The organism is Nitrosomonas sp. Nm84, from assembly GCF_003201565.1.
In the GTDB taxonomy this organism is placed as follows: domain Bacteria; phylum Pseudomonadota; class Gammaproteobacteria; order Burkholderiales; family Nitrosomonadaceae; genus Nitrosomonas.
This window is the reverse complement of the sequence record NZ_QJJP01000021.1, coordinates 21617-41233: the sequence shown is the minus strand read 5'-3', so window position 1 is coordinate 41233 and position 19617 is coordinate 21617. Positions and strand designations below refer to the sequence as shown.

Below are 19617 nucleotides of genomic sequence, written 5' to 3'. Positions count from 1 at the left end.
ATTGTCTATTTTCATGTGACAAAAACCTATAAAGGCGTCCAACCTACCTCGCATTCCCCTGATTCCGTAGCGACATAAGCGGAATTTTCTGTAATGGTGACAGATATGTCCATGGTTCTTTGCACCAGTTTTGCCAGCGCTTGAATATCTTTCCATTGGAACTGAAAAATCAATGCGGTCAGTTGATTAAATTTTTCCTGTTCTTGTATCCACCAGATGTTTGATTTGGAGTTAAAGCTGTAAACTTTGACGGTTTGTGCGAGTCGAGTTGCTTTTTTGATTCGATCGGAAGCGGGTTCTCCGACATCGATCCATAAAGCAATCCGGCCGTCTAAGGTATGTGCCCATAAGTCAGGCTCTTCCGCTGTGCTTAATCCTTTTGTAAATGACAGAGATTCCTGCGCGTTGATGCAGAATGCAAGGATACGCGCCATCATGCGCTCGAGCGTTTCTGATGGGTGCTGGGCAATGGTCAGATTGAGCGTATCGTAATAATTACGATTAAGATCTGTCAGTGCGATTTTTAATTTATAAATGGTTGGTTTTAGTGCCATAAATATCCCAGTCTGCTATTCATCAGTGTTTGGTATTTTCTAGTAAGTCGTTAAAAAACGTTTTCGAGGCGCTGATACCAGGGAAAAACAGGCGAGAAAGCGTAAGTCTGTGCGTAATAAATGAGCATCTTGAGCCTGTTTCTAACACCGTAGCGGCAATGCAGATAGTTTTTCAATGGCCTGCTAGGTCTCCGGTTCCAAGGGAATGATATCGGCTTGAGCAGTTTCTTCAGCTGGTTCAAACCATGCCAGTGTTTTGTGCAGTCTGACCACTTCGCCAACAATGATCAATGTGGGGGGAGTCAAATTAGCGGTTGCGGCGAGCCTGGGTAGCGTGTTGAGTGTTCCGATAACGATTTTTTGTTGTTGCGTCGTGCCTTGTTGAATGATCGCGGCAGGCGTGGTGTCCGGCAAGCCGTGGGCGACCAATTGCTGGCATAAAACAGGCAAACCCAGTAGTCCCATATAAATTACAATAGTTTGGTTAGGGCGTGCGAGATAGGGCCAGTCGAGATCAATCGTGTTATTTTTAAGGTGTCCGGTGACAAAAATACAGGATTGCGCATAATCCCTGTGTGTGAGTGGAATGCCTGCATAGGCTGCAACGCCGGATGCAGCGGTAATGCCGGGAACTACCTGAAAGGGAATATGGTATGAGGCCAACGTTTCAATTTCTTCGCCGCCGCGCCCAAAAATAAAAGGGTCACCGCCTTTCAGTCTGAGTACTCGCTTACCTTCCTGAGCCAACCGTACCAGCAGTTGATTGATGGATTCCTGTTTCAGCGTGTGGCGGTTACGTTCTTTACCTGCATAAATACGGGCGGCGTCGCGACGCACTAGATTAAGAATGGCGGGTGAGACCAGACGGTCATACACAACGACATCGGCGCGTTGCATCAGACGCATGGCGCGAAAAGTCAATAGATCTGGACTTCCAGGTCCCGCACCTACCAGATAAACTTCTCCTTGTGGTGGTTCATCTTTTTGGTGCTGCAGCGATTGCAGCAAATAATCCTGGGCGACTTGATCCTTTCCGGCCAATACCATTTCAGTCAGTGGACCTTGCAAGGTTTTTTCCCAGAAAATGCGTCTTTTTTCCGGGTGTGTGAAATGCTGTTTGACGCGCTGACGGAATTTTCCTGCAATCGCAGCGAGGCGTGCATAGGCAGCCGGTATCATGATTTCCAGCTGGGCACGCAGTAATCTAGCTAGCACGGGGGATTGTCCGCCGCTGGATATGGCAATCAGTAACGGCGATCGGTCTACGATGGAAGGCATGATAAAGGTGCATAAATCTGGATCATCCACTACATTAACCGGAATCTGTCGTTGCCGAGCCGCTTCGGAAACCTGTTGGTTAACGGTGCGATCATTCGTTGCCGCAATGACTAAGGCAATATTTTCCAGATGTTCAGGTTGGAAATAGCCAGCACAATGGTTGATTCTGCCATGCACCAAGTACTCATCTAATGCTGCATCCAGTTTCGGAGATACAACGTAAACCTGCGCGCCGGCCTCGAGTAGCAGCATGATTTTACGTGTAGCAACTTCGCCGCCACCCACTACCAAGCAGGTTCTGTTGCTAATGTTGAGGAAAATTGGCAGAAAATCCATTGATCCTGAGTCCCGATAATGAATAAAGGAAGTACTGATTAATTTTAAGCCAAATATCGGCTCGTGAGTTAATCAGTACTTCCTTGAGATGCGATGATTGTTTTCTACAAGATATCTGAGTGTAGAAAGGTATTCTAACTGGTTTAAGTTTATAAACTGGATTCCAATTTCAGAATTTCTTCCAGCTTTATATTGATGCCGCTGCCTTTAAATACGGTACCTATTTTTTTCTTATTCAGGTGTTCGATATTGAGATCGTATACTTCTTTAGACAGCGGAAAGTATTTCACTTCGGTCACCAGTTCTGGTGCATTTTTCATATAAAAGCTAACAAATTCGCTAACCTCTGGCTTGTCAGCTGATTTGGCATTGACATAGATGAATATCGGGCGTGATAACGGCTTGTAGCTATTGTTTTCTACGGTTGCGGCAGAGGGGAGCACGCCGCCATTACCACTATCGACCGCGACTGCATTAATTTTTTTAATGTTCTCAATGTAATAAGCAAACCCGAAGAAGCCTAATGCATAGATATCACTGGCAACCCCTTGTACCAGAACGTTGTCGTCTTCTGAGGCAGTAAAGTCACCACGACTTGATTTGGCTTTTCCAACAATCGCTTCAGTGAAGTATTCAAATGTGCCGGAATCCGCGCCGGGGCCATAGAGTTTGATTTTTTTGTCGGGCCATGCGGGGTTTATTTGGTTCCAGTTTGTCACTTTACCTTGTGCCTCGGGTTCCCAGATTTTCTTCAGTTCCTCGATTGTAATGGTTCTGCTCCAGGTATTCTTGGGATTGACAACAACTGTCAACGCATCAAAAGCAACAGGCATTTCAATATATTGCACACCTTCTTTCTTGCAGGCTTCCATTTCTGTAGGGGTAATGGGGCGGGATGCATTGACGATATCGATTTCATTTCGACAGAATTTCTTAAATCCGCCACCTGTACCTGAAATACCTACTGTCACACGGACTGCGCCGCGTTTGGAGATTTGGAAATCTTCTGCAACCGCTTCCGTAATGGGAAAGACAGTGCTGGAGCCATCAATTTTAACAATAGGGCTGGCATTAGCAATTCCTGTAGTTATGGATACGCTCAGCAGCATTGTTACAGTGAGCGCTCGGAAGTTAAATGAATTTAACATTGATACTCTCCAAGTGAAAAAATTTTAATAATTAATACACTATACTATTTCAGAATTGTTACAGAATTATGACAATCCAATTGTCTGCACCGAAACGAACTGTGTGTTATATTGCAGGTGACTGAATGGATGAGTTTCTATGAGTTGCTGGCAGTTTGTACCGTTTCAGCAATTTTTTCAGCCCAGTGATCGATCTTATGTTCTGATTCACCCTCAACCATCACACGAATGAGAGGCTCGGTGCCGGATGCGCGAATTAAAACACGTCCTTTATCCTTCAAATCAGCTTCCGCTGCGTCCTGTACGATTTTAACTGCCTTGCTGGTATTGAAGTGAAATGACTTGGGAATTTTTACATTAATGAGTCGCTGTGGGTATAGTAAGACGCCGTGCATAAATTGCGCCAGCGTTTTATTGGTGTCACGTAATGCATACAATACCTGCAAAGCGGCAATAATGCCGTCCCCCGTCGTATGTTTGTCTCTACAAATGATATGCCCGGAGTTTTCTCCGCCCAGATACCATTTCTTTTCTTGCAATAGTTTCTGCACGTAGCGATCACCTACATCAGCACGGAGAAATGGAATATTCAGTTCCTTAAAACAATTTTCTATCGCGAGATTGGTCATTAAAGTACCTACAACACCGCCTTTGAGTGCTTTTTTCTGCTGGCGATGCATGGCGATGATGTAGATCAGTTGATCACCGTCGTACAGTTTCCCCTGCTTATCCACCATCATGACACGATCGCCATCGCCATCCAATGCGATACCCAGATCCGCATGGTGCTGTTTGACGGCTTTTTGTAGCGTTGAGCAATGGGTGGCGCCACACCCAAGATTAATATTCAGGCCGTTGGGATGTACCCCGATGGTGACCACTTCAGCACCGAGTTCATGCATCACATGGCCGGCAATATGATAGGCGGCACCATGTGCACAATCGACTACGATTTTTAGTCCGCGCAGATCCAGATGATAAGGGAAAGTACTTTTGCAGAATTCGATATAGCGGCCAGCAGCGTCATCAATCCGCTGTACTTTCCCTAATTGTGCTGAAGGCTTGGTTTCTATGGGCGCATTTAAACCAGCTTCTATTTTGTGCTCCATGTCGTCGGGAAGCTTGCTGCCTGTAGCAGAGAAGAACTTAACACCATTATCTTCGAATAGATTATGCGAAGCTGAAATAACAATACCAGCCTGTAACCGCAGGGCGCGAATCAAGTAAGCAATGGCAGGAGTCGGCATGGGGCCGGATAGAATGACATCTACACCAGCCGCACATAGTCCTGCTTCCAGTGCCGATTCAAGCATATAGCCCGATACCCGGGTATCCTTGCCGATGAGAACCGTCGGCCGCTTCCCTTCTGCCAGGTGCCAGTCCGCAGCAGCAAGAACTTGGCCTGCAGAATATCCTAGATGTATGATAAATTGAGGTGTAATGGGATCTTTTCCTACTCGCCCTCGTATGCCGTCAGTTCCAAAGTATTTTTTTGTCAATTTATATGTCTGATTTATTTATAAATAAAGAGTTATGTGTAAAAAAATAATCATTAACGGTTTTTTTTATACACCGCAGCTTTGCATTGCTGTATAGATAGAGAGCGCATCTTTGCTTGCTTTGACGTCATGTACGCGCACGATTTTTGCGCCTTTAACTACTGCTAGCAAGGCTGCCGCGATACTTTCGTGGATCCGATGATCCACGCTGTTCCCAGTAATGGTTCCGAGCATGGATTTGCGCGATAGGCCGGCTAATACTGGAACGTTAAGTGTTGTAAATTCGTTGAGCTGATTCAGCAATGTGTAGTTATGCTGCAGTGTTTTGCCAAAACCAAAACCGGGGTCAATTATCAACCGGTCTGGCGAGATACCCGCAGATTTTGCCGTTTGAAGGCGCTGCTGCAGGAAATCCTTAACTTCGGACACAATGTTTTGGTATTGCGGATTCACTTGCATATTTTGCGGTGTGCCTTGCATATGCATCAAACAGACTTGCACATGATCATGTTGCGCGATAACTTTCAATGCATCAGGGTTGCGTAGTGCATTGATATCATTAATCATAAAAGCACCTGCTGCGATTGCTTGTTTCATGACCTCAGGTTTAGAAGTGTCAATTGAAATTGGAGTATTGGTATCAGCAAGTGCTTCCAGTACAGGAATGACACGGTTTAGTTCTTCATCAATACTGACCGATTGGCTACCTGGGCGCGTTGATTCTCCGCCAATATCTAAGATGTTGGCACCCTCAGCAATAAGGTCTCTGGCATGCGCGATCGCTTTCTGTGTTGACAGATAAAGCCCACCGTCGGAGAAGGAGTCTGGCGTGATGTTGACCACACCCATAATTAATGGGTGACTGGCTGAAGAGATGAAGTTTTGCGGTAATGAGGGCACAGTAAAAAAGAAGTAAGGAAGTGAAAACGGGATACGATTTTGTGATCGTATCCCGTTTTTTAAATTACCAATAACTAATCAACTTCTTTGACTATTTCACGTGGTGCCTCGGGTTCGCCTTGTTCATCAGACTTCACCGATGACTCGTCGCCGCTTGTCGTCGGAGACATTGATTGAGGTGGTTTAGGTGGACGTGGTGGGCGACCTTCCATAATATCCTTGATCTGGTCGCTATCAATCGTTTCCCATTCCAGTAAAGCCTGGGTCATGGCTTCAATTTTGTCTTTATTGGCCTCAATAAGTTTGCGTGCAATTGCATACTGCTCATCGACAATTCGGCGAACTTCCGCGTCAACTTTCTGCATAGTCGCTTCACTCATGTTTTTATGCGTGGTGACCGAACGGCCCAGAAAAACTTCGCCTTCATTTTCACCATACACCATCGGGCCAAGAATATCGGACATCCCCCACTGAGTTACCATTTGTCGCGCTAATTCTGTTGCACGCTCAAAATCATTGGATGCGCCCGTAGTCATTTGCTTCATAAAGACTTCTTCAGCAATGCGCCCGCCAAACATCACTGAGATTCTTTGCAGAATTTCTTCACGCTCCATACTGAAACGATCTTCCGTCGGCAATTGCATGGTTACACCCAGCGCACGGCCTCGTGGAATAATCGTTACTTTATGGACCGGATCAGTCTTGGGCAATAATTGCGCTACCACAGCGTGCCCTGATTCATGATAAGCCGTATTGCGACGTTCGTGTTCAGGCATTACCATTGAGCGTCGTTCTGCACCCATGAAAATTTTGTCTTTTGCACGTTCAAAATCATCCATGTCCACTAGACGCTTGTTACTGCGTGCTGCGAACAATGCTGCTTCATTGACCAGATTGGCCAGATCGGCACCTGACATACCTGGTGTGCCGCGTGCCAGAATATCGGCTTTGACATCGGGTGAAAGCGGTACTTTACGCATATGTACATGAAGAATTTGTTCGCGGCCACGTATATCAGGCAGTGGTACCGTTACTTGACGGTCAAAACGGCCGGGACGTAGCAAAGCAGGATCCAACACATCAGGACGGTTGGTCGCTGCAATCACAATTACACCCATGGCGCCTTCAAAGCCATCCATTTCCACCAGCAATTGATTGAGTGTCTGCTCACGCTCATCGTTTCCGCCGCCCAGACCAGCGCCCCGTTGACGACCTACCGCATCAATCTCGTCAATGAAAATAATGCAGGGCGCGTGTTTCTTGGCTTGCTCAAACATATCGCGTACTCGTGATGCGCCCACACCGACAAACATTTCCACAAAATCAGAACCTGAAATGCTGAAAAACGGTACTTGCGCTTCCCCTGCAATTGCACGAGCCAGCAGCGTTTTACCTGTTCCTGGGCTGCCTACCATCAAAACGCCGCGTGGAATACGCCCACCCAGTTTTTGAAATTTGGTCGGGTCACGCAGGAACTCTACCAACTCTGCAACTTCTTCTTTTGCTTCCTCGCAACCGGCTACATCATTAAAAGTCACTGTGTTGGCCGCTTTATCGAGCATACGTGCTTTGCTTTTACCGAACGAGAATGCACCGCCATTGCGTCCACCACCTTGCATTTGACGCATGAAGAATATCCACACTCCAATCAGCAATAGCATTGGGAACCATGAGATAAAAATACTCATTAGCATGGAAGGTTCTTCTTCCGGTTTAGCTTCAATAATAACGCCAGCTTTCAGTAAATCGCTCACCATCCAGGGATCCGACGGCGCATAGGTTGTGAAACGTCTGCCATCAGACTTTGTACCTTTAAGTGTCCGTCCTTCGATGACAACTTTAGCGATTCTGCCTTGATTCAATTCAGTAATGAATTGAGAGTATTCCATAGGTACTTGCGCCGGTTGACGTACGCTGAATTGATTAAATACGGTCATCAACACAAGTGCAATTACCAGCCAAATGGCCATGTTTTTAATTAAGTTATTCAAAATAGCTCCTTGGTTTGCACCTTAAAATCATTGATTAGTCATTCTAACTCTATTTTGTAAAATATAACAGAATAGTTCATGTCGTATGAGTTTGCTGCAAAATTATCATCCTACTACTGACATTGACTGTAATCACTGAACGGATTCATTCATTTCTCAGCGAATTTCAGTTATTTCTTTTTGTCGAGCCCTAATAAATATAGTTCATTACTGCGGTCACGCGAAGCCTTGGGTTTTCGTATTATCACGCTGTTGAATCCAGCGCGCATATCACGCAGAAATTGATCAAAATCCCTGCCTTGAAAAACTTTGACCAGAAAATTTCCACCATAGTTCAGTTGCTCCAGTGCGAACACCAGTGCCAGCTCAGCCAAATACATACTCCTGGCCTGATCGCTGACTACAATACCACTGATATTGGGCGACATGTCTGAAATGACAAGATCCGGATGGTAGCCATTCAGATGTTTTTTCAGTTCATCAATCGCACATTCTTCTCTAAAATCATTTTGAATAAATTCAACTCCCGGTAGTGGTTGCATATCCAGGATATCCAATGCAATAATTTTGCCTCCATTGCCTACTTTATGGCGGACAACTTGAGACCAACTGCCGGGTGCCGCGCCTAGATCAACGACAATCATGCCTGGTTTTAATATATGATCGCGTTCGATAATTTCAAGTAATTTATAGGCAGCACGTGAGCGATAGCCATCTTTTTTGGCTTGCTTGACAAAAAAGTCATTAACATGCTCTTTCATCCAGGCTTTACTGGTTTTAGCCCGCTTCATCAAGTAGAATAATGCGTTTCAAGAGAATGTATGTTAACACTAACTATTGCACATCGACGTGAACTTAAAGCGCGAGCACACGCGCTCAATCCTGTTGTCATGATCGGGAAAACCGGGCTGTCGGCCAGTGTGATTGAGGAACTGGAGCGCGGACTGGTAAGCCATGAGTTAATCAAAGTTAGAGCTCAAATTGATGATCGGATTGCCAGAAATGCGCTGTTTGAGGAGATCTGTCAACAACTGAATGCCGCACCGGTACAGCATATTGGCAAAATATTTGTGATCTATCGGCCTAATCCGGAGGAAACCGATAAGAAACCTGTTCGCACACCGGCAAGAAAGAAACGTGAACCTTTTCGTACCAAGCGCAGTTTTCAGAGTTGAAATTTCTATTTCCTAGATGTACTTTACATCACAGATTTCATACTCGCGTATGCCACTAGGTGCTTGAACTTCCGCAATATCTCCTGCATATTTACCAATCAGGGCGCGTGCAATGGGCGAGCTGATGGAAATTTTTCCATCTTTGATACTGGCTTCATCGTCACCTACGATTTGATAAATCACCGTTTCACCGCTTTGCAAATCTTCCAACTCGACGGTGGCACCAAAAACACACGCGCCATCCGCGTTAATTAGGGCCGGATTGATGATTTGTGCACTGGAGAGTTTACTTTCCAGCTCAATAATACGTCCTTCAATAAAACCTTGCTTTTCCTTGGCAGCATCATATTCGGCATTTTCAGAAAGATCGCCGTGAGAGCGCGCTTCCGCAATCGCTGCAATGACCGCCGGGCGGTGCACGGTTTTCATTTCATGTAGTTCCTTGCGCAATGCTTCTGCACCAGCTACCGTTAATGGAATAGTACTCATGGTGATTTTCTGCCTCTCATTTCATCTTGTTTCTTAAAATAATAAAAGAAGATTAATTGCTTGATTACTTATGTTTTAAGCTGCATATGTAACTTTTGTAAGTTATAAGCTTGTAGTTCACGTCTGTTGATTATACTCATACAAGCAGCGCGTGCGCCTGCTAACGTTGTGTAGTAGGTTATTTTTGCTTGCAGTGCGGCATGGCGAATCGAGTATGAGTCCCGTATGGCGCTGCGCTGATTATTAACAGTATTAACGATTAAATTGATCTCGCCATTTTTAATCATATCCACAATATGTGGGCGACCCTCTGCCACTTTGTTAATGATAATGACGTTTATGCCGGCTGCTGTAATTGCAGCGGCAGTACCACGTGTCGCATATAGGGTGAAACCGAGGTTTGAAAGGTTGCGCGCGATTTCAACGGCATGTGACTTGTCAGATTGCCGTACGCTGATGAAAATCTTGCCGGAAGTGGGTAGACGCACATCTGTCGCTAATTGGGATTTAACAAAAGCTTCAGCAAAAGTAACGCCCATTCCCATCACTTCACCGGTAGATTTCATTTCCGGACCGAGAATCGTATCAACCCCAGGGAGTTTAATAAAGGGGAATACCGCTTCTTTGACGGAATAATATTCCGGAATGATTTCTTTAGTAACACGCTGATCGATCAAAGATCTTCCTGTCATGCAGCGCGCCGAAATTTTTGCTAACTGAAGGCCGGTTGCCTTGGAGATGAAAGGTACGGTACGGGATGCCCTGGGATTAACTTCAAGTACATAGACCGTGTCGTCCTGAATCGCAAACTGTATATTCATCAATCCAATAACATGCAGTGCGCGTGCCATCTCGGCAGTCTGACGACGTAGTTCATCCAGCATTTCAGGTTGCAAATTGAAGGTCGGCAGCGAACACGCGGAATCACCGGAATGCACACCAGCCTGTTCGATATGCTCCATGATGCCACCGATAAGTACGGTTTCTCCGTCATAGATGGCATCGACATCCACCTCCGTGGCATTGGTGAGAAAATGATCCAGCAATACCGGCGAATCATTGGAAACTTTAACGGCTTCACGCATGTAACGTTCCAGGTCGGCTTTTTCGTGCACGATTTCCATCGCACGCCCACCTAGTACATAGCTGGGCCGTACCACCAGCGGGTAGCCGATTTCTTCAGCTGCAATCAAAGCGGCTTCCGGGTTGCGCGCGGTGCGGTTAGGCGGTTGCCGTAAGCCCAATTGTTGCAGCATTTGCTGAAAGCGTTCGCGATCTTCTGCGCAATCGATCATGTCCGGGCTGGTGCCGATAATCGGCACACCATTGGCTTCCAGATCGCGTGCAAGTTTGAGCGGTGTTTGTCCGCCGTACTGCACAATGACGCCATCGGGTTTTTCCACCGCGACAATTTCAAGCACATCTTCCAGTGTGAGCGGTTCAAAATACAAACGATCGGATGTGTCGTAGTCGGTCGAAACGGTTTCAGGGTTGCAGTTGACCATGATGGTTTCAAAACCGTCTTCACGTAACGCTAGCGCTGCATGCACGCAACAATAATCAAATTCAATACCTTGACCGATACGATTGGGCCCGCCGCCCAATACCATGATTTTCTTTTTGTTCGTGGGACGTGCTTCGCACTCATCTTCATAAGTGGAATACATGTATGCGGTGCTGGTGGCGAATTCAGCCGCGCAAGTATCAACACGTTTGTAAACTGGCCGCAAGTTGAGTTGGTGGCGGTAAGTGCGAACTGTGGTTTGTCCGGTATTGAGTAGCTTTGCCAGGCGCCGGTCAGAAAAACCGCTGCGCTTGAGTTTGCGTAATGCTTGTCTATCCAGTGTTTCCAGTTTTGTATCGGTAAGTGCTTGTTCTTGTCTGACCAGATCTTCAATTTGTGCTAGAAACCAAATGTCGATGTGCGTCAGTTGGTGGATTTCGTCAATTGACAGATCGCAGCGAAACGCATCGGCGATGAACCAGATTCGTTCCGGACCAGGGTTGGCCAGCTCGGTTCTGATAATTTCCAAGTTATCGGTTTTTTCATCCAGACCATCAACGCCCGTTTCCAATCCACGTAAGGCTTTTTGCAGGGATTCCTGGAAAGTGCGACCAATCGCCATGACTTCGCCGACCGATTTCATCTGCGTGGTCAGACGGTCGTTGGTTTGTGGGAATTTTTCGAACGCAAAACGCGGCACTTTGGTGACGACGTAATCAATGGTGGGCTCGAAGGATGCCGGCGTGATGCCGCCTGTGATATCGTTGTCCAGCTCATTCAGGGTATAACCGATCGCCAGTTTGGCAGCAATTTTGGCAATCGGAAAACCGGTTGCTTTTGAGGCCAGTGCGGAGGAACGTGAGACGCGCGGATTCATTTCAATCACCAGCATGCGGCCATTTTCAGGATTAATGGCAAATTGCACGTTGGAGCCGCCGGTTTCCACGCCGATTTCACGCAACACGGCAATCGATGCATTGCGCATCAGCTGATATTCCTTGTCGGTCAGCGTTTGTGCAGGCGCTACTGTAATCGAATCACCGGTATGTACACCCATCGGGTCGACATTCTCAATGGCGCAGATGATAATGCAGTTGTCGTTTTTATCTCGCACCACTTCCATTTCAAATTCTTTCCAACCAATGACGGATTCTTCGATCAGCAATTCCTTGGTGGGGGAAGTTTCCAATCCGCGTTCGCAGATACCCAGAAATTCTTCGCGGTTGTAGGCGATACCGCCACCACTGCCGCCCATCGTAAAAGAAGGGCGGATAATGACCGGATAGCCCACCATGGCTTGAACTTGTAATGCTTCTTCCATGCTGTGTGCAACTGCCGAGCGGGCAGAGTTTAGTCCGATACGCGTCATCGCTTGTTTGAATTTTTCACGGTCTTCCGCCATGTCAATGGCTTCACGTGACGCACCGATGAGTTCAACACCGTATTTTTCGAGTACGCCGTGTTTGACCAGATCCAACGCGCAGTTCAATGCGGTCTGACCGCCCATGGTAGGCAGTAGTGCTTGCGGCCGTTCGATGGCAATGATTTTTTCGATCATGCCCCAGGTAATCGGCTCGATATAGGTGGCATCGGCCATTTCCGGATCGGTCATGATGGTGGCGGGATTAGAGTTCACCAGGATGATGCGATAGCCTTCTTCGCGCAAGGCCTTGCAGGCTTGTACACCAGAATAATCAAATTCGCATGCCTGGCCAATAATGATGGGGCCGGCACCGATGATGAGGATGGATTGAATGTCGGTACGTTTAGGCATACTTTCTAGCGGGTAAAATTGCGTGGTTTATGGTCGAATTATTGAATTATTGTGGGGACTGGTTTTTATAATGCTGCATCATTTTGATAAAGCGATTGAACAGATAATCCGCTTCATGCGGCCCTGGGCTGGCTTCTGGATGACCCTGAAAACAGAAAGCGGGCTTATCCAGTAGCTCAAATCCTTGCAGACTGCCGTCAAACAGCGATACATGCGTGATGCGCGCATTATCCGGCAAGGTATCCGTATCAACCGAAAAACCGTGATTCTGGCTGGTGATGATCACTTTACCGCTATCGATATCTTGTACCGGGTGATTCGCACCATGATGACCGAATTTCATCTTGATAGTACGTGCGCCAGTGGCCAGCGCGAGTAATTGCTGACCGAGGCAAATGCCAAAGATGGGAATATTCTTTTCCAGTAACGCCTGAGTGGCGGAGATTGCGTAATCACAAGGCTCCGGATCACCCGGGCCATTGGAAAGAAATATGCCATCAGGCTGCATTGCTAAGATCTCATCAGCCGATGTCTGCGCAGGGAAAACAGTTACTTTGCAGCCGCGCTGCGCCAATTTGCGCAAAATGGTGCGTTTGATGCCAAAATCAAATGCGGCGACGTGATATTGGGGATTTTTCTGAATCCGAAAACCATCATCCAATGACCATTCGCCTTCCGTCCAGGTATACGATTGCCGACAACTGACTACTTTGGCAAGATCCATGCCTGCTAGTCCTGGGAATGCTCTGGCAGCCTGTAATGCTTGGTCTTCATCAATATTTCCCGCCATGATGCAGCCGGACTGCACGCCTTGTTCCCTTAAAATGCGCGTGAGCTTGCGCGTATCAATTTCAGCAATGGCGACGACATGCTGCGCTTTAAGAAACTCGGATAATGTCTGGGTCATGCGGAAATTGCTGGCAGCCAGCGGCAGGTCACGTATCACCAAACCAGCGGCGTACACTTTGTTGATGTTGCCTGATTCAAAATCTTCCAGATTGGTACCGGTGTTGCCAATATGCGGATAAGTCAGTGTGATGATCTGTTGACAGTACGAAGGATCAGTCAATATTTCCTGGTAACCAGTCATCGCTGTATTAAAGGCGACCTCGCCGGTATTGATACCGTCAACACCAATAGACACGCCACGAAAAATTGTTCCATCGGCTAGTGCGAGGATGGCGTGCGGGCGTTGTGACACAAAAAACTCCTTGGATACTGACAAGATATGGAAATTGGGCCAAGGCTAACAAGTTTTTAAATGCCTTGGCTTCGGCAAGGGATTATACGTGAAAAAGGTTTGTTTTTGTATGCGTACGGTTTTACTTACTACGAGATTGCTTTATTAAACGCTTATGTCAAGTGCTGCAAAAGAAGCGAGCAGTATAAGTTTTTTAAGTAATTGACTATTGTTTTGTTGGCAATCAACCTGGCTTTTAAGTATAGTGATTTGCGCTAATTTTGATTGTCAGCATTACTCTATAACTTCAAGATAAATGAAAGGTGAAAAGGAGTGATTTTACCGAGTGGATACAAATGACATTATCCAAAAGCTACTACACAGCTATGCGTACCCAATTTGCTGGCTATCTGCGTGTTCGGCCGTCGTGTTTAAGGCATGGTGCAGCCTGGGTTGAACATTCAACTTACCTGTGAGACAGCACTAAATGATGGAACAATATCTGATCCAGCAGGAAAAATTCAGTATGCCGCAAAGTGTGCGTGATGTGTCTAACTTACTGACGTTGGGCGAATGAATCAATGCTGTATTGGCTGAATTAGTATTTTTATCTTATCTTACAAAGTTTTCAATAGTGATTCTTTAAAGGAGAGTGTTTTTATATACTGATGAGAGTGTATGTGGATTTTTATAGTTGAAGTATTTTATTGATTATAACTTTGGAGTAATGATGTTGAAACGAATCAAGTGCTTAAATTGGATTGGTTTTGTGTTGTTAACCATGATGTTTCAGTCCAGTGTCAATGCAGCGGATACCAGTCAATGGGCAGATAAAGTGCTGGGGTTTAGCGCGCAATATAGTACTACGTCATGGTCAGCCGCTCAGACATTGGGTCCTCCCGATGTTACCACTTATGGTGATGTTTCCGATGCATGGACCGCGGCAACAAAAAATGGCACTCTGGAATATGTAGCAGTCGGCTACGCTGTTCCCGTTTATGCTTATGGTGCAACGATACGTGAAACTTGGGGCAATGGTTTCGTGTATCGGGTTGACGTCAAGGATGTCGGCGGTATATGGCATAAAGTTTGGGAAGGAGCTGATAGCAGTCTGCCAGGTAAACCGGTTGATTTTTTTGTTAACTGGAATATTACGAATTATCTAGTCGATGGCGTCAAGGTGTTCGTCAATACTGATCACAATCTGGGTACATGGGAAGAAATTGACGCGATCCAACTACACGGACTAACAACCAATACTATGCCTGCGGTTAGTATCAAGGCCCCCGACAATGTAGCGTCGGAAAGTTATTTGTCGACAGGAGTATTTGTGATTACTCGTGATTTTTTCCCAGATATTACCAATCCTCTGACCGTCACATATACTATCAAGGGTGATGCAATAAATGGTGTGGATTATAATTCCGCAGCCCCTTTGACGGGTGAAGTAACTATCCCTGCCGGTAAGAAAACGGTTGGTGTGCTTATTAAACCCGTTGATGACAAAATTGCGGAAAACGTTGAGAAAGTGACGCTAACACTTCAAGCAAATCCTGATTATCAGATTCTTTCAAAATTAAAATCAGCAACCATTACTATTAACAGTGACGAATAATTGTTCGTAAAATATTTAGCTTGGTTTGTGATCGTTTCGCGAACGGAAGTAGATAATAGTGAAGGTTCTGTTCGAAGTGCGGATCAGTCCAACTACTCGGGTATTTGTGATCGGATAGTTGGATTGGTACGTCTCTTTGATAAACGCCTAATAATTTCGCTTCTCATTATAAATTGCTGCGAAAGCATTTTCGCAATTACCTAAAATCTCAACTGATCAATGACTAATTGGCGAATATCGTAGTTGTTCCCGGGGTTGATAATGGTGAAATCGAGATTGTTCGAATTCAAGTAATCCAGACCGTGTTCTTTTCCTGAAGCGAGAAAGTCAGTGATCGCCAGTTTGTAGGTTTTTTGGGGATCCACTGAAGCCCCATTAATCTGCCAGGTGCCATTGATTTGCTGTGTATTGACGGATTGTAGAAAGCCGCCCGAACCTCTATTTGCCAACCCCTGATTCAGTACTTTTATCAGCAAATCACCTGTCATCGTAGCCAGTTGGACTTTGCCGCCAAAAGGCAAAATGCGAATGACATCGTAGACGGTGATTTTGCCTGCCGGCAGAATGTCATCGATGCGAATCGAACCGCTATTGTAGAGCGAGAGTTCGGCCTCAGGGTAAGGGCGCAACAGGCCTTGGGCTATCAGTTCAGTCAGATTGGTTGAATGATTGCGCACGCTGGATTCCAATCCATCCAACGCTGCCGTGGTCGTTGTCACTATCGCTTCAGGCTCAAAACCTTGTTCGCGGAAAGCGTTGAAAGCAACGGCCATCCATTGATCGACCACTGCTTTGATGCCCGGGTCTTCTGCCAGATTGTCGTTGATGGGTACAAACGTGGGTTTGATTTCGGTTTTTCCGGTTTGCGGATCAAAGTAAAGATCAACCACATAGACTGAACGCGCATTGGCATCACTTTTCAGTATCGGCGTGAAATTGCCGCGCCAGTTTTGGTGGTTTTCATGTTCATGTCCGCCCAGTAGCAATCCGATTTGTGGATAGGCTTGTAACAATTTGATATCGTCGCCAATGTTCTGATGGGCTAAAGCAATGATAAAGTCGGACTGCTGATCAAGCAGCTGCACGATTTGACCATGAGCGGTGGTCAATGGATCGGAATAGCGCACATGGCTGGGTTGATTGATGGGCAAAGTCAATCCGAACATGCCGATTCTGAATGTTTTTCCACTCTTTTTGTCGTGAATCGGAATGACAAGATTTTGCTGAACGCCTGCAAAAGGATGGCCGTCAGCAGCGAATACGTTGCTGGATATCCAAGTGAATTTTGCTTCTTGGATGCGTTGATTGAGTTGATTTTCCTTGATATCAAATTCGTGATTGCCAAAAGTGGCATAATCCAGTGCGAAGTGATTCAATACATCGATCATTTGCCTGCCGGCTAATCGATCGCCTTCATACTGGGCAGTGCCAATCGCAGAAGGACTCAATAGATCTCCGCCTAATGTGGTGAGAGTATTGGGATTACGCGACAGCAATTGATTGCGCAATGTGGCAACTCGTGCGATTCCGCCTTCTTTGCCGCCGCTGACAGGTGTGATTTCATAAATGTCACTAAAGTGCAGGATCGTTACATGAATCCTGTGATCGTCGGAACGAGTGGTTGGCAGCGTGCTGCAAGCCACTGCGGCAAAGGCGAGAAATAGTATGAAGAGTGTAAAGTAGGGTTTTTTCACGTTGCTTTTTATGATCGCTATTTCAGGGCCATATTAAAGTGTTACTCAATATCTGACAAATTGCATGTGGTTTTTCTAATAGAATGGAAATCTGTGAGAGTGTAAAGTGCATCATGGATGCGGTTGTGTCACTCAGGAATGATGATTTTTGCTGATTTTCAATGGGTTTTTCATCAAATTGCAGTATTGCTGTTATCAATGACTGATTCTGAATATAATCAAGAGCTGTCGGAAGATGTAAAAGCATTACAATCTCTGCCAAGATTGAGCTAGCAGCACAGACCTCGAGTCAGATAATCTGGGGTCATGTGAGAATGAGAAACTGTAGCAGGTAATGGGTTCTTGTCCTTGATAATACTGATTAAATCAATTCAAGTAGAAAGGGGAGTGATCGTGAAACAATATCTTGTATCGTCAGAAAAACGGTTTTTAATTTTTATTTCAGCATTGGTTTTCTTCATCGGAATATTATCTGCTTGTACGTTAATCCCGGAGACTGATCCTGTTCGTGGCGCGACCACTGTCAAACAAGATCAATTTGGCGATAGCTATACAACGATCAAATATCTTGATCAAGGTTGGGATAATGCGGACAGTTTGTGGTTTTATACCACCACGCAGGGATCCAACCTGATGCCCTACGATTTCTTCATGGTATTGGAGCAGCCTAAAAAACAGGAACTTTTCCGTGCGGATGACAATATGAATTTCTATCGTTACTTACCGCAGAAAGCCACAGCCACTAATCCCGATGCGCTACCCGTCGGATGGGTGAAAGATGGCTATAAGGGAAAAGAATTCATAGGCTTGACTTGCGCAGCCTGTCACACCGGGCAGGTAAACTATAACGGTGTGGGTATCCGTATCGATGGTGGTCCAGCCACTGCGGATATGGATAGCATCATGAAGGATCTGGCGAAAGCCCTGTATTACACACGCAGAAATGAAGACGTTAGGAATCGGTTTGTCAAGAATGTACTGGCACGTGGTAACTACAAGACAGAAAAGGAGGTACTGGATGACCTGGATGTCTATAAACAGCGCATTGCCAGCTACATTACCATCAATCACAGCGACGTTGCTTATGGATATGCACGGCTGGATGCGTTTGGACGCATCTATAACCGAGTGTTGGAACATCTCGTCAATGAGCGCGTGCTAAGAGAACTGCTACGCGATGGCAAGCTGGCGGACGGTAAAGATATCACGGAAGAGGATCTCGATAAAATTACCCAAAATGTCAGCAGAGTGATGAGTGGCGAAGAGCGCGACAACGTCGTCAATCGCCTCGTTGAGACCCTGGGTTGGGAACAGTTAGGGCATTTTCGTAAGAAATTGTTTAATCCGCCCAATGCACCGGTCAGTTACCCATTCTTATGGGACATTCCCCAGCATGATTATGTGCAGTGGAATGGATTGGTCGTTAATGCCGGGCTTGGTCCGGTTGGACGCAATACCGGTGAAGTGATTGGCGTGTTTGGCACGCTTGACTGGCAAGAAGAAAAAGGCACGACGTTATCAACACTGATTGGTAAAACGGATGTCAATTTTACGTCATCAGTCAATGTGCATAACCTACGCAAGATTGAATCCCATTTATGGAAACTGCAATCTCCTGAATGGCCGGAAGAGATTCTAGGTGCGATAGACAAGCAAAGTGCAGCACGTGGTAGACCATTATTTAATGCGTATTGCGCGGGTTGTCATACCGGGATCAATCGTGCTGACCCCGAGCGCCGCGTTGTCGCGAAAATGTCGAGAATCAGTGATGTTGGAACCGATCCGGCGATGGCGAAGAATAGCACGGAATATACAGGCTTTTCAGGCATCCTACGTAACTGGTATGTGAGCGTCGGTGTAGGCGATATTTTACTCGACCAAGAAGCACCCGTGGCGGCCTTGCTGACTAAGGCAACTTTAAACGTGGTAGCTACACCTGATCCCGATAAATTGTTTTTTCAACGCTGGGGTGATTGGATCGTGGATATTGCAACAGCGTTTTTTCACAATGAAATCAAGCCTTCAATCAAGCATGGAAATTATGATCCGGATACCACGGTCAATCCGCTGGCCTCTTTGAATTCGTATAAAGCACGGCCACTAAATGGCATTTGGGCCACCGCGCCTTATCTGCACAATGGTTCCGTGCCTACACTGTATGATTTGCTGCTACCCAAGAAACGATCAGGTGATCCGGAAGACGGCGAGTATCGTCCGGAACAATTTGAAGTGGGGTCGCGTGAATTTGATCCGGTCAAGGTAGGTTTGAAAAGCAGTGGGTATAAGGGATTTACTTTTAAAACGACGGATTCGGATGGTGAAGAAATCAGGGGCAATAGTAATGCTGGTCACGAGTATACATCCGGTAAGACAGCACAGCTCAATGGTGAAATTTTAAAGCCACTTACCAAGGAGCAACGGTTGGATTTGCTGGAATACCTCAAAACGCTGTGATCTGAATAATTTCTTTAACAATCCTG

The 19617-nt window shown here is 46.0% G+C and carries 14 protein-coding genes; 3 read left to right on the top strand and 11 right to left on the bottom strand.

Going from position 1 to position 19617, the window contains the following annotated elements; translation table 11 throughout:
* Positions 1 to 26 precede the first annotated feature (26 nt).
* The 7 genes from C8R34_RS11140 to C8R34_RS11110 all read right to left on the bottom strand — a co-directional run bounded on the left by C8R34_RS11140 (position 27) and on the right by C8R34_RS11110 (position 8497).
* Positions 27 to 554 (bottom strand): YaeQ family protein, encoded by a 528-nt coding sequence (locus tag C8R34_RS11140; RefSeq protein WP_110340714.1) that lies wholly within the window; start codon positions 552 to 554, stop codon positions 27 to 29.
* 183 nt (positions 555 to 737) lie between these two features.
* The gene (cysG, locus tag C8R34_RS11135) at positions 738 to 2168 is read right to left on the bottom strand and encodes a siroheme synthase CysG (RefSeq protein WP_110340712.1); all 1431 of its coding nucleotides are present in this window, start codon (positions 2166 to 2168) and stop codon (positions 738 to 740) included.
* 149 nt (positions 2169 to 2317) lie between these two features.
* On the bottom strand, positions 2318 to 3316 hold the full coding sequence (locus C8R34_RS11130; RefSeq protein WP_110340710.1) for a PstS family phosphate ABC transporter substrate-binding protein: 999 nt from the start codon (positions 3314 to 3316) through the stop codon (positions 2318 to 2320).
* 137 nt (positions 3317 to 3453) lie between these two features.
* Positions 3454 to 4815 (bottom strand): phosphoglucosamine mutase, encoded by a 1362-nt coding sequence (glmM, locus tag C8R34_RS11125; protein ID WP_110340708.1) that lies wholly within the window; start codon positions 4813 to 4815, stop codon positions 3454 to 3456.
* A gap of 66 nt (positions 4816 to 4881) precedes the next feature.
* A complete protein-coding gene (folP, locus tag C8R34_RS11120; RefSeq protein ID WP_375342126.1) occupies positions 4882 to 5715 on the bottom strand; it encodes a dihydropteroate synthase in 834 nt (277 codons plus the stop codon).
* 74 nt (positions 5716 to 5789) lie between these two features.
* Positions 5790 to 7706: an ATP-dependent zinc metalloprotease FtsH gene (ftsH, locus tag C8R34_RS11115; protein ID WP_110340704.1), complete on the bottom strand. Its 1917-nt coding sequence runs from the start codon at positions 7704 to 7706 to the stop codon at positions 5790 to 5792.
* Positions 7707 to 7876: 170 nt separating this feature from the next.
* A complete protein-coding gene (locus tag C8R34_RS11110) occupies positions 7877 to 8497 on the bottom strand; it encodes an RlmE family RNA methyltransferase (protein WP_110340702.1) in 621 nt (206 codons plus the stop codon).
* 30 nt (positions 8498 to 8527) lie between these two features.
* Between C8R34_RS11110 and C8R34_RS11105 the strand changes: the two genes are divergently transcribed.
* Positions 8528 to 8881 carry a YhbY family RNA-binding protein gene (locus C8R34_RS11105; protein ID WP_110340700.1) on the top strand — a complete coding sequence of 118 codons (354 nt, stop codon included), beginning with the start codon at positions 8528 to 8530 and terminating at the stop codon, positions 8879 to 8881.
* A gap of 12 nt (positions 8882 to 8893) precedes the next feature.
* On the opposite strand, the gene greA is transcribed toward C8R34_RS11105, so the two are convergent.
* The 3 genes from greA to carA form a co-directional block, all read right to left on the bottom strand.
* The gene (greA, locus tag C8R34_RS11100) at positions 8894 to 9370 is read right to left on the bottom strand and encodes a transcription elongation factor GreA (RefSeq protein ID WP_110340698.1); all 477 of its coding nucleotides are present in this window, start codon (positions 9368 to 9370) and stop codon (positions 8894 to 8896) included.
* Between the two features lie 68 nt (positions 9371 to 9438).
* Positions 9439 to 12648 carry a carbamoyl-phosphate synthase large subunit gene (gene carB, locus C8R34_RS11095; RefSeq protein ID WP_110340696.1) on the bottom strand — a complete coding sequence of 1070 codons (3210 nt, stop codon included), beginning with the start codon at positions 12646 to 12648 and terminating at the stop codon, positions 9439 to 9441.
* 46 nt (positions 12649 to 12694) lie between these two features.
* The gene (carA, locus tag C8R34_RS11090; protein ID WP_110340694.1) at positions 12695 to 13849 is read right to left on the bottom strand and encodes a glutamine-hydrolyzing carbamoyl-phosphate synthase small subunit; all 1155 of its coding nucleotides are present in this window, start codon (positions 13847 to 13849) and stop codon (positions 12695 to 12697) included.
* Positions 13850 to 14558: 709 nt separating this feature from the next.
* Here carA and C8R34_RS11085 point away from each other — a divergent pair.
* The gene (locus tag C8R34_RS11085; protein ID WP_110340692.1) at positions 14559 to 15443 is read left to right on the top strand and encodes a Calx-beta domain-containing protein; all 885 of its coding nucleotides are present in this window, start codon (positions 14559 to 14561) and stop codon (positions 15441 to 15443) included.
* 200 nt (positions 15444 to 15643) lie between these two features.
* On the opposite strand, the gene C8R34_RS11080 is transcribed toward C8R34_RS11085, so the two are convergent.
* Positions 15644 to 17137, bottom strand: coding sequence for a bifunctional UDP-sugar hydrolase/5'-nucleotidase (locus C8R34_RS11080; protein ID WP_110340690.1), 1494 nt, complete (start codon positions 17135 to 17137; stop codon positions 15644 to 15646).
* Between the two features lie 393 nt (positions 17138 to 17530).
* On the opposite strand from C8R34_RS11080, the gene C8R34_RS11075 reads away from it, so the two are divergent.
* Positions 17531 to 19591, top strand: coding sequence for a di-heme-cytochrome C peroxidase (locus C8R34_RS11075; protein ID WP_110340688.1), 2061 nt, complete (start codon positions 17531 to 17533; stop codon positions 19589 to 19591).
* The last annotated feature ends 26 nt before the right edge of the window (positions 19592 to 19617 follow it).

Bases quoted from the DNA above. Each gene is read 5' to 3' on its own strand.
- C8R34_RS11140 (WP_110340714.1), bottom strand. From the start codon at position 554: ATGGCACTAAAACCAACCATTTATAAATTAAAAATCGCACTGACAGAT.
- cysG (WP_110340712.1), bottom strand. From the start codon at position 2,168: ATGGATTTTCTGCCAATTTTCCTCAACATTAGCAACAGAACCTGCTTG.
- C8R34_RS11130 (WP_110340710.1), bottom strand. From the start codon at position 3,316: ATGTTAAATTCATTTAACTTCCGAGCGCTCACTGTAACAATGCTGCTG.
- C8R34_RS11110 (WP_110340702.1), bottom strand. From the start codon at position 8,497: ATGAAGCGGGCTAAAACCAGTAAAGCCTGGATGAAAGAGCATGTTAAT.
- C8R34_RS11105 (WP_110340700.1), top strand. From the start codon at position 8,528: ATGTTAACACTAACTATTGCACATCGACGTGAACTTAAAGCGCGAGCA.
- greA (WP_110340698.1), bottom strand. From the start codon at position 9,370: ATGAGTACTATTCCATTAACGGTAGCTGGTGCAGAAGCATTGCGCAAG.
- carB (WP_110340696.1), bottom strand. From the start codon at position 12,648: ATGCCTAAACGTACCGACATTCAATCCATCCTCATCATCGGTGCCGGC.
- C8R34_RS11085 (WP_110340692.1), top strand. From the start codon at position 14,559: ATGTTGAAACGAATCAAGTGCTTAAATTGGATTGGTTTTGTGTTGTTA.